12 protein-coding genes and 1 tRNA gene are annotated in these 9,716 nt (G+C 60.7%); 8 read left to right on the top strand and 5 right to left on the bottom strand.

The features are described 5' to 3' along the window. Window positions 1-1,119: 1,119 nt before the first annotated feature. The 7 genes from P3W75_RS12195 to P3W75_RS12165 all read left to right on the top strand — a co-directional run bounded on the left by P3W75_RS12195 (window position 1,120) and on the right by P3W75_RS12165 (window position 6,172). The gene (locus P3W75_RS12195; RefSeq protein WP_276227601.1) at window positions 1,120-2,094 is read left to right on the top strand and encodes a phospholipase effector Tle1 domain-containing protein; all 975 of its coding nucleotides are present in this window, start codon (window positions 1,120-1,122) and stop codon (window positions 2,092-2,094) included. Then, a complete protein-coding gene (locus tag P3W75_RS12190; RefSeq protein ID WP_276227600.1) occupies window positions 2,091-2,735 on the top strand; it encodes a DUF2931 family protein in 645 nt (214 codons plus the stop codon). The genes P3W75_RS12195 and P3W75_RS12190 overlap by 4 nt, the downstream gene beginning before the upstream one ends. 109 nt (window positions 2,736-2,844) lie before the next feature. Further along, the gene (locus P3W75_RS12185) at window positions 2,845-3,456 is read left to right on the top strand and encodes a DUF2931 family protein (protein ID WP_276227603.1); all 612 of its coding nucleotides are present in this window, start codon (window positions 2,845-2,847) and stop codon (window positions 3,454-3,456) included. A gap of 72 nt (window positions 3,457-3,528) precedes the next feature. Then, window positions 3,529-4,173 (top strand): DUF2931 family protein, encoded by a 645-nt coding sequence (locus tag P3W75_RS12180; protein ID WP_276227599.1) that lies wholly within the window; start codon window positions 3,529-3,531, stop codon window positions 4,171-4,173. A gap of 79 nt (window positions 4,174-4,252) precedes the next feature. After that, window positions 4,253-4,894 (top strand): DUF2931 family protein, encoded by a 642-nt coding sequence (locus P3W75_RS12175; protein WP_276227598.1) that lies wholly within the window; start codon window positions 4,253-4,255, stop codon window positions 4,892-4,894. A 202-nt stretch (window positions 4,895-5,096) separates the two neighbouring features. Beyond that, window positions 5,097-5,699: a GrpB family protein gene (locus P3W75_RS12170; protein ID WP_276227597.1), complete on the top strand. Its 603-nt coding sequence runs from the start codon at window positions 5,097-5,099 to the stop codon at window positions 5,697-5,699. 119 nt (window positions 5,700-5,818) lie between these two features. After that, window positions 5,819-6,172: an excalibur calcium-binding domain-containing protein gene (locus tag P3W75_RS12165; RefSeq protein ID WP_276227596.1), complete on the top strand. Its 354-nt coding sequence runs from the start codon at window positions 5,819-5,821 to the stop codon at window positions 6,170-6,172. Between the two features lie 29 nt (window positions 6,173-6,201). Here the strand turns inward: P3W75_RS12165 and P3W75_RS12160 are convergent, their stop codons facing one another. Next, complete coding sequence (locus tag P3W75_RS12160) at window positions 6,202-6,459, bottom strand: DNA-binding protein (RefSeq protein ID WP_430765364.1); 258 nt, start codon at window positions 6,457-6,459, stop codon at window positions 6,202-6,204. Window positions 6,460-6,473: 14 nt separating this feature from the next. After that, the gene (locus tag P3W75_RS12155) at window positions 6,474-6,740 is read right to left on the bottom strand and encodes an XRE family transcriptional regulator (protein ID WP_276227595.1); all 267 of its coding nucleotides are present in this window, start codon (window positions 6,738-6,740) and stop codon (window positions 6,474-6,476) included. Window positions 6,741-6,918: 178 nt separating this feature from the next. On the opposite strand from P3W75_RS12155, the gene P3W75_RS12150 reads away from it, so the two are divergent. Next, window positions 6,919-7,176: a hypothetical protein gene (locus tag P3W75_RS12150; RefSeq protein WP_276227594.1), complete on the top strand. Its 258-nt coding sequence runs from the start codon at window positions 6,919-6,921 to the stop codon at window positions 7,174-7,176. Window positions 7,177-7,210: 34 nt separating this feature from the next. Here P3W75_RS12150 and P3W75_RS12145 read toward each other — a convergent pair. The 3 genes from P3W75_RS12145 to P3W75_RS12135 all read right to left on the bottom strand — a co-directional run bounded on the left by P3W75_RS12145 (window position 7,211) and on the right by P3W75_RS12135 (window position 9,647). After that, window positions 7,211-7,306: transfer RNA gene (locus P3W75_RS12145), tRNA-Sec, on the bottom strand. A gap of 8 nt (window positions 7,307-7,314) precedes the next feature. Next, a complete protein-coding gene (locus tag P3W75_RS12140) occupies window positions 7,315-8,355 on the bottom strand; it encodes a phage integrase (protein ID WP_276227593.1) in 1,041 nt (346 codons plus the stop codon). Then, a complete protein-coding gene (locus P3W75_RS12135; protein WP_276227592.1) occupies window positions 8,355-9,647 on the bottom strand; it encodes a hypothetical protein in 1,293 nt (430 codons plus the stop codon). Before P3W75_RS12135 ends, P3W75_RS12140 begins: the two co-directional genes overlap by 1 nt. Between the last annotated feature and the right edge of the window lie 69 nt (window positions 9,648-9,716).

Below are 9,716 nucleotides of genomic sequence, written 5' to 3'. Positions count from 1 at the left end.
CACCTCCTGCGCAAGGCGCCCAGGTGAAGCGCTGATCGAGCCTCGGACTTTGAGGCTGGAATGAGCCGCCCTCAAGGTTCCTAGCCAGCACCGTTGCAGTGCAGGTAGGCAAACATCACCGCAACCCGGACATTTCCTATTCCGATAACAGCAGGGATTACAACGCCCCCGCACGCGCCCGATAGTCTAATCGGCGACGGATGAATCGATGCGCGAATGCTGGGGAGGCCCAATTGAGAGCGCTAGTCTGTCTCGGAGATAAAACCACATACGGCGAAGTCACATCGGCCACGGCGACCTGGTTCGAAGGCGACAAAGCCATCGCTCAAACCGGCGACCTTGCTCGATGCAACAAGTGCAAAGGGACGTTTCCCATCTACGGCACGGCATTCGACTGGTCGGAAAAGCAGCCGTACGTTGCTACGGGCGACAGAGTGCTCTGTGGGTGCCCGGATCACGTGGTGTATGGCTCAGCCACCCAGTACACCTCGGTGGCATCCAATTCCATGCCTGCTTCTAGCCAACCGACGAGAAACAGCGTCCCTGCCCCACCGCCTGCCGGTGCCGCGAGACCACCCGCCGCAACACCGTTGAGTACCGCCCCAAGAGCAGCCACGAACAGCCCGCTGGAAGAGGAAGAAGAGGAGGAAGAACTGCAGAACACCGGCGTCACCCTGCGCCTGGGCCTGTTCTTCGACGGCACCGGAGACAATGCGCAGAACGTACAGCTTGGTGCGCAATGCCAGGCGGGTGAGTTGGGCTACAGCACTGAGCATCAGCAAGCCATGCTGAAGCACTGCCGCGATTTCCAGCGTGACCCGCGCAGTAGCTATGGGCGGCAATCGACGAATATTGCTCGGCTCTACACTCTCTATCGGGACGATACAAACCGACCAGTCGATACGGCGCAGAGCTTGGTTTGCATCCCCGTGTACGCACCAGGCGTAGGCACTCAAACCAATATGCCGGATGTGACCTTTCCCGACATGGCGCTGGGAACCGGTGAGCTCGGAGTCGAGGCGCAAATCAACCTTGCTGTACGCGAGGCAATGAAGCACATCCGTCAGTTGGCCGGTAACACTCCAACACTGCAGATCGCCAGCTTGAAAGTGGACTTGTTTGGCTTCAGCCGTGGCGCAGCGGCTGCACGGCATTTTCCTCAACGATCTGGCGCGCGGCGACGCATCAATGCTGGCCAGGACCTTGTCCAACGGCAAGGCGCCTCTGGCCCCGAACTTCAGCTGGCAGGTCGGGGATACCGTCCGGATCGGCGTGCTCGGCCTGTTCGATACCGTAGCGGCGGTCGGTTCTCTCGCCGACCTTTGGGACGTGCACGACGCACGCAATGGCAACCTGGAGCTGTATCTACCGCCGGGCTGCGCCGAGCGGGTGATCCATCTGGTGGCCGCCGACGAGCGTCGCCACAACTACTCCCTCAACAGCGTCGAGCCGGGGTTCCGCGATACCTACCTGCCAGGCGCCCACGGTGACCTGGGCGGCAACTACCCTGCGCTGATGGAAGAGCGTTTGCTGCTGAGCCCGCCCTATGCGAGCGAAGTGGACAAGGAACAGCCTGAAGAGGACACCGAGGCCTATCGCCAAGCAGTCGCCGCCCTGAAGGACTGGAACCGGTACGGGCTGATTGATTCCCGCCAACCCAATGGCCGACTTTATGTCGACTGCCATTCGATTCGCTCCACGGAGAGCCCCCTGCGGCGCAAGAACGTCTACGCCCAGGTACGTCTTGAACGGCAAGTACGTGGCGAGTATGGACGTGTTCCCCTGAGGATCATGCATGCGCTGGCGGTGCGGGCCGGCAGTCCGTTCGACCCAATACCAGTGACCCAGGAGTACCACCTTCCCTCTGCGCTCCAGCCGATCTATCAAAAGCTGCTGAAGACCGCTGAACAAAGTGGCGCAATAGCCTTGGAGGCGGCAGAACAGGAATTGCTCTGGGCTCATTACATTCATCAATCCGACAATTGGAATGTCTATCCCGGCATGAGTGGTGGCCTGCAAGTGCAGTTCATCGACCGTCCCGCCGTGTCCGGCGAACGGGCGCGCCACCCCAATCGCAAAGGCTCAGCAGGATGAAGGCGTGGTATTGGATGCTCGCGGCGGCACTCTATCTAGGCGAAGCCGGCGCGGCGGAACCGCCGATGCCGTTTCCCTCCTGGTACCTGGGCTTCGTGGCGCCGGACTATATGGACGTATGGCTGGAAACGGCGGATGTCACAGATGTGCGTGGGGTGACGTTCACAGGAGCCATGCAAGGAACGGTATCGATCTGGCAGCCGGCAAATGGGCATAGCGATCCCACGCGGGAGTTGGGCCCCTACATTCTGGGCGCGGGCGTTAGCTTGCCCCTTGAGCTGCCGCAGCGCTTGTTCATCCGCTGGCAGTCCCTGGCTGAGCCACAAACCTACCGTGCCACCGTGGACATTCCCGAGTCCGCCCGCGAATTGATGCGCAAGCGTGAACGGGTTGATTGCCCCATTACCGGCTGGGTTGACGAGTACCGCGACGCCTTGGCGGTGATGCTGGCTCCAGGGGGCATCGTCAAGGTGTGGGTCAGCGGGAGCTGCTTCCCGGCCGTGCCGGTTGCGCATATTCAGGCAGAAGTGGAGCCATTGGGACCCGACCTGGGACGCAGCGAGGGGCAATACGCTTTGCCATTGAAACCGGCCGCCAGGGCCTATATCGAGAAACACGGGATTCCCTATGGTGCTTGGTGAACCACAACCACCATCGGCATTTAGCCATTCCCACGAGCCTACAGGTCATCGCAGAGCAGCTGGTGAAGAGTTACGCCGACTAAAAACTTGGCGTTGGCTCTTCATTGCAATGCTCCCTCTAAGCCAAGCCGATGCGACGGAGCCGCCGATGCCCTTTCCCTCCTGGCACTTGGGCGTCGTGGCGCCGGACTATATGGACGTATGGCTGGAAACGGCAGACGTCACCGATATACGGGGAGGCCTTCACGCAGGAGCAATGCAGGGTGTTATCTCCATCTGGCAGCCTGAGGACGGCACGGGGAATCCGACAAGAACGCTAGGGCCGTACATTTTGGGAAAAGGCATCAGTCAGTTCAGCGAACTGCCGCAACGTCTGTTCGTACGTTGGCAATCCCTGGCGGAACCACAGACCTACCACGCCACTGTGGAGATTCCCGAGTCCGCCCGCGAGTTGATGCGCAAACGTGAACGAGTCGATTGCCCCATTACCGGCTGGGTTGACGAGTACCGCGATGCCCTGGCGGTGATGCTGGCACCAGGCGGCATCGTCAAGGTGTGGGTCAGTGGGAGCTGCTTCCCAGCCACGCCGGTTGCACGTATCCAGGCAGAAGTGGAGCCGCTCGGCCCATACGAAGGAAAGTCAGGTGGCCGGTATCGGCCCTTGGAGCCTGCAGCCAGGGCCTATATCGAGAAGCATGGGATTCCCTATGGCTCCTGGTAAGCGACGACCGCTATCGATTAGCCCTGCGAACCTACAGCCCATCGCGAAACAGTTGATGAAGGATTGCGCCTGATGAACGCGCGGCACTGGCTGCTCATTGCAGTCTTCTACATAAGCCAGGTCGGTGCGACGGAGCCGCCGATGCCATTTCCCTCCTGGCACCTGGGCTTCGTGGCGCCGGACTACATGGACGTATGGCTGGAAACGGCGGATGTCACCGATATACGGGGAGACCTTCACTCAGGCGCAATGCAAGGTGTTGTCTCCATCTGGCAGCCCGAGGACGGCACGGGGAACCCGACAAGGACGCAGGGGCCTTACATTTTGGGAAAAGGCATCAGTCAGTTCAGCGAACTGCCGCAACGCCTATTCGTACGCTGGCAATCCCTGGCGGAACCACAAACCTACCGAGCCACCGTGGAGATTCCCGAATCTGCCCGGGAGTTGATGCGCAAGCGTGAACGAGTCAATTGCCCCATTACCGGCTGGGTTGACGAGTACCGCGACGCCTTGGCGGTGATGCTGGCACCAGGCGGTATCGTCAAGGTGTGGGTCAGTGGGAGCTGCTTCCCGGCCGTGTCGGTTGCACGTATCCAGGCTGAGGTGGAGCCGTTGGGACCCGACCAGGGGCGCAGCGGGGGACAGTACGCTTTGCCATTGAAGCCAGCCGCCAGGGCCTATATCGAGAAACACGGGATTCCCTATGGCTCCTGGTGAACCACAACCGCTATCGGCATGTGGCTCTTCCCACGAACCTGCAGGCCATCGCGGGGCCGTTGGTGAAGGATTGCGTCCGGTGAGAGCACTGCATTGGCTACTCATTGCAGTGTTTCTCCTAGGCCAAGCCGATGCGGCGGAACCGCCGATGCCTTTTCCCTCCTGGCACCTGGGCTTCGTGGCGCCGGACTATATGGATGTATGGCTGGAAACGGCGGATGTCACCGACATCCGCGGAGTGACGTTCACAGGAGCCATGCAAGGAACCGTATCGATCTGGCAGCCGGCAAATGGGAAAGGTGACCCCACGCGTGAGTTGGGTCCCTACATTCAAGGAGCGGGCGTTAGCTTGCCCCTTGAGTTGCCGCAACGTCTGTTCGTACGTTGGCAATCCCTGGCAGAACCACAAACCTACCGAGCCAGCGTGGAGATTCCCGAGTCCGCTCGCGAGTTGATGCGTAAGCGTGAACGGGTCAACTGTCCCATCACCGGCTGGACCGACGAGTATCGCGACGCCTTGGCGGTGATGCTGGCCCCTGAGGGGATCGTCAAGGTCTGGGTCAGCGGCAGCTGCTTCCCGGCTGTACCGGTTGCGCGTGCTCAAGCCGAAGTGGAACCGCTGGGGCCATACGGTGGAAAGTCAGGCGGCCGCTATCGCCCGTTAGAGCCTGCCGCCGAGGCTTATATCGAGAAACACGGGATTCCCTATGGCGCCTGGTGAACCACATTCGCTTTCGACATACGGCCGTTTCCAAGGATCTACCAGCCATCGCAACCCGGTCTCAAATGCCAGTGAAAGCACCAAGTCGCATTTTTTCGTAGAAGCGAGCTTGCTCGCGAACAAACTTGGTCCAGCACTACGCTGTCCACCCAAGGTTCGCGAGCAAGCTCGCTCCTACACACAGCCCCTCACCGGGAGCCCCATGAGCCAGCCCCCCACCTTCAACGGCCAACGCTGGAGCAACGCCGAAGCCGACCGCATCGAGCTGGCCGAGGCCAACCCGGACTGGCCACGACGCTTCGCCGAGGAGGCCGACGCCATCGCCGCCGCCCTGGCACTGCCCGGCCTGAAGATCGAGCACTTCGGCAGCACGGCGGTGCCCGGGCTCAAGGCCAAGCCGATCATCGACATCCTCCTGCTGCCGCCGCCCGGCAGCGACTGGCAGAGCCTGGTCGCCCCGCTGGAAGCGCTCGGCTACCAGTACTGGCGCGACAACCCGGCGCCGCAGCGGATGTTCTTCGTCAAGGGCATGCCGCCCCTGGGGCAAGGCAGAACCCACCACGTCCACGTGATGACCGTGGCCGACGCCGACCGCCACCTGATCTTCCGCAACAGGCTACGCAACCACCCGCAAGATGCGGCCGAATACCAGCGCCTCAAGGAACAGCTGGCCGAGCGCTTCCCCACCGACCGCGATGCGTACACCAAGGGCAAGGACGAGCTGGTGGCGCGGATACTCGGCAAGGCGCTTAGTGCGGCGCAGGATGGCAAGACGGGAGGGCAGGTTCAGGGCGCCGAAGCCTAGATCGGGGCAGGCAGCACAAGCCGCACGTCATCCGTAAGAAGTAACGCCGTACGCGCAGCGTGCAAAGCCCGAACGATCAGCCCTAGAATCCGCCCATTCCCCAGGATTCGGTGATCCCCATGAAGAAATGGATTTTCCTCGGCGCCCTCGCCCTGCTCGCCTGGCAGTACATGGACAACCCGTCCTGGCAGGAGCGTTTCTCCCGCCCGAAACCCGCGCCGATGAGCCTCGCGGAAGAACCCGCCGAACCCGACGAACCCACCACGAACCTGATACCGCCAGCGGCAAGCAGCCCGACGACAAGCAGCCCGCCCGCCAGCGCTACCCTCAGCGTCCGCTGCGACGGTCGCCAGCATTGCTCGCAGATGACCTCATGCGCCGAGGCCAAGGCCTTTCTGCGCAGTTGCCCGGGGATGAAGATGGATGGGGACCACGATGGGATTCCCTGTGAGGATCAGCTGTGTCGGATGTAGCCTGAGCGACTGCAAGACGAACAGCCCTCCTACTTCGAGACAGCCTCTGCATCAGCATCCGGACTGGTCTGTCCGCTCTCCGGAATGACCTGTCCGCTCACTATCCACAACGCGTACTGGGGAAAGATACCGACCAGCACGTCGATTTCCTCGGTGCTCACCCGCACCGCTCCCTTGCTCACATTCAACCAGCGACTGTGGTCGGTGCCGCTGAGTTGACTGAGCTTCTTGGGACCAACCTTCTTGATCAGGAACCTGGCCCTGTCTGCAGAAGTCTCGACAGCCACAATCAGCGCTCTCGCTAGGCGTCGGGCGCACTGCGCTCAGGCCCTTCGAGCTCGGGACTTGTCTGGCCGACCTCGGGCATCACCTCTCCAGTCAACAGCCACCAGCGGAACTGCGGGAAGACCTTGGCAATGGCCAGGATTTCCTCTTCCTTGATCTCCCGGCTTTTCGAGGGGTTCTTCAGGTTGCTCCAGGTGTAGCGGCTGATGCCCGTCAGCTCTTCGAGCCTGGGCAGGCGCATGTCCGACCACGAAAGAATGGTTATGACCCGCTCTTTAATCATCACTTATTCATCTAAAAAGACTCTAGCCAAATTGACTCCATCTGAATAGGATTCAATTCAACTTAAGCCAAATTGACTTGAGTTAAATAAATCATCACTCGTCATAGTGCAGCAAAGGTAGTGCACGGGGAAGTACGCACGCCCTGCGTCCGCTATGCATCATCACGGATGAAAAGCCATGCCTCAGTTCAACGCCGCCACCGCCCTCGCCCTGCTGGGCAAGACCATAGACGTGGATGTTCCGCTGCAAGAGGAGCCCTACCAGGAAAGCTTTCGAGTGCGCGTCGTAGGTGTAGCGCTGACGCTGGAGGACGAGCGCCCCTATTTCCTCGTACGCGACCCGAATGATCCTCGGCGCTTTCCGGAAGAACTCTTGTGGGGCGATATCAGTCGGTTTCAGGTAGTCGAGGGCGACGGGACTTCCGGCACGGCTTGATGGCCTGCGGCAACGGAGCGGGAGATAAGGAAATTGGCGGAAGGCAGTGGGAGTCGAACCCACCCAGGAACGGCTGCCGTCCCCCACCGGGTTTGAAGCCCGGCCACGCCACCGGGCGTGATTGCCTTCCATATTGATCTACAAGGCTTTTTCGCCAGCTTCCGTTGCCGACTCCGGTGGAGTGTCGAAGAAGTGTCGAAAATCCCTGGACGGTCCGAACGCTAACACATCCTGAAGATGCCCTGGCGCCAGGTGCGCATAGCGCATGGTCATAGCCAGTGTCGAATGGCCGAGAATCTTCTGAAGCGAAAGGATGTTGCCACCGTTCATGATGAAGTGACTAGCGAACGTATGCCGCAGGACATGTGCCTTCTGGCCTGCCGGTAACTCTAGACCAGCTTTCATGACAGCTTCGTCGAAGGCGTTGCGGCAGTTCGTGAACGGGCCGTGTCGGCTGAAATGCCCCAGGATGCGCGCTTCCAGTTCCGGCGGAATCGGTATCGAGCGTCGACGCTTCGACTTCGTGTTGATGAAGTGCACCGCCCCACCCTTCACCCTGGACGGCACGAGCCCCTGAGCTTCACCCCATCGACACCCTGTCGCGAGGCAGATGCTGGATATCAACTCGACATGCGCGTGCTGCATCTGGCGCAGCGCCCCGAACAGTTGCCCGATCTGCTGATGATCGAGATAGGCCAGCTCGTTTTCTTGCAGCTTCAGCGGCTTCAACGTGGCCAGCGGGTTCGGGTAGTCAATCTCTTGAAACTGCACCAGGCAGTTGAACATCGCCCGAAGGTAGGAAAGCTCGTTGTTCATCGTCTTGCGGCTGTAGCCCGCCTGTAGACGCTTGGCGCGGTACTCCGCGAATCGGATCGCCGTAAAGGCGCGGCCCTGCGGATTGCCCAGGCGCTCGATCATCCGGCGCATCAACAGCTCGCGGCCTTCGTAGTCGCTCAGCACATTCCCATGCAACACACCCCATCGCTCCAGCAGCTCCAGTAGCCTGCGGCTGTCCTTTGGCCTGGGGTTCCAATCAGGGCTCTCGATGCACTTCTGCCGCACCGTGGCTTCGAATCGTTGAGCCTCGGTCTTGGTCTTGAACCGCTTGCGGAAGCGCTTGCCCTTGATCGGTTCGACATCGACGAACCAGCGGCCATCGGGGAGCTTGGTGATGCTCATCAGACGGCATAGCCCTTCTTCAAATACCTCTCGCACATGAGCCGGTGCACGTGCCGTTCGAACTCCTTCAGAGTCCACCCTTTGGCCAGGTAGTGATCCTCGATCACATGCCAGAACTCCAATCTACGGGCGGACTCGATGGCCTTTTTTGCCGGGACACGCTCGCGGGCGATGAGGCTGATGAACTGGCCCAGGAACATCTCGCAGTTGCGGCCGGAGAAGCCTTGCGCGGTCTTGTAGTAGCGACGGTATTCGGTGCGCTCGATGAGCGGATCGGCTTCCACCTGGACCTTCACATCCTGGGTGATGAGGCTCCAGAACGGATCAAAGGTGGTGCGCGATTCCAGCAGGCGGAAGTTCTCGCAGGCGTACTGCCAGAGACCCTGGAAGTGCGGACAGAGGCCTTCGTAGGTGCTGCACCCGATCACCTCGCCAGAGGACAGCGTAGAGCCCTGCGCGAACTGCTCGACCACCGAGTGATGGAAGCGGAACTCCAGACGCCACACCGTTTCCAGCGGGTTGTAAGCGGGTTCGCCATCGCCGAAGGGATCACCGTTCAAGGTGGCCCACACGCTTTGCCAGTAGTCGAGCTTGTCGGTGGCCCGAGCCTGGAGGGTCTTGTTGTAGATGCAGAGCTGCACCCCCGTGGTCGAGCCGAACATGAAGGTTTCCCCACGTCCGTACACCGAGGCGTTGCCGTCGAACTCGATCCGTTGAATCCCGCTGATCTGGCGCACGCGATGGGCGCGGCAATGCATCATGTCGACCAGCTCGGCGGGCGGCGTCCAGCCCTGCATATCCAGGGCGATATGCACGGCGCATTGGTTGGCTTCACAGGCGCTCAGAACACCCGCGGCGAGGTCGTCGAGCACGCCTTGCAAGATGTGAGGATCGGCGCCATCCAGGGCGTGGGGCGATACCTCGATCTTCAGGTGTGGGCCGATGTTCTCGACCTTCACGTTGTGGTTCTTGATGAGCAGGATTAGCCCCATGTCGGCGTTCTGCAGCCGGTACTGGTAGCCCGAGTCACGGCCAATGCGCCCCTTCATCCACTGGTAGCCGGCGAACTCGACGAGGTCGTCTTTCTCTTCGAAGAGCGCCATGACTTCTGGACGAATCAGACCGTTGTAGAGCTGGCGGACGGTGTCCACGCCACAGCGCAGGAAGCGCACGCCGGACAGATCGGTCCACTTCACCGTCTTGTCGTTGAAGAACAAACGCCCTTCGGGCGACTCGAAAACTTGGCCATCCGGTTTCATCACGACGCGGATTTGATGGGTCGGTTTACTCATTTCCAAACACTCCAAATAGCAACGAATCGAAACGGGGTTTAACTAGCTTTCTGACGTGTTACAGGGTCG

Source organism: Pseudomonas citronellolis, from assembly GCF_029335315.1.
Classification (GTDB): Bacteria; Pseudomonadota; Gammaproteobacteria; order Pseudomonadales; family Pseudomonadaceae; genus Pseudomonas; species Pseudomonas citronellolis_A.
The sequence above is the reverse complement of the archived record's forward strand: the minus strand, read 5'-3'. Positions and strand labels throughout refer to the sequence as shown.

Coding starts and splice junctions, on each gene's coding strand:
- P3W75_RS12150 (WP_276227594.1), top strand. CDS start 6,919: ATGCCTCAGTTCAACGCCGCCACCGCCCTCGCCCTGCTGGGCAAGACC.
- P3W75_RS12180 (WP_276227599.1), top strand. CDS start 3,529: ATGAACGCGCGGCACTGGCTGCTCATTGCAGTCTTCTACATAAGCCAG.
- P3W75_RS12190 (WP_276227600.1), top strand. CDS start 2,091: ATGAAGGCGTGGTATTGGATGCTCGCGGCGGCACTCTATCTAGGCGAA.
- P3W75_RS12165 (WP_276227596.1), top strand. CDS start 5,819: ATGAAGAAATGGATTTTCCTCGGCGCCCTCGCCCTGCTCGCCTGGCAG.
- P3W75_RS12155 (WP_276227595.1), bottom strand. CDS start 6,740: ATGATTAAAGAGCGGGTCATAACCATTCTTTCGTGGTCGGACATGCGC.
- P3W75_RS12170 (WP_276227597.1), top strand. CDS start 5,097: ATGAGCCAGCCCCCCACCTTCAACGGCCAACGCTGGAGCAACGCCGAA.
- P3W75_RS12140 (WP_276227593.1), bottom strand. CDS start 8,355: ATGAGCATCACCAAGCTCCCCGATGGCCGCTGGTTCGTCGATGTCGAA.
- P3W75_RS12135 (WP_276227592.1), bottom strand. CDS start 9,647: ATGAGTAAACCGACCCATCAAATCCGCGTCGTGATGAAACCGGATGGC.
- P3W75_RS12185 (WP_276227603.1), top strand. CDS start 2,845: ATGCTCCCTCTAAGCCAAGCCGATGCGACGGAGCCGCCGATGCCCTTT.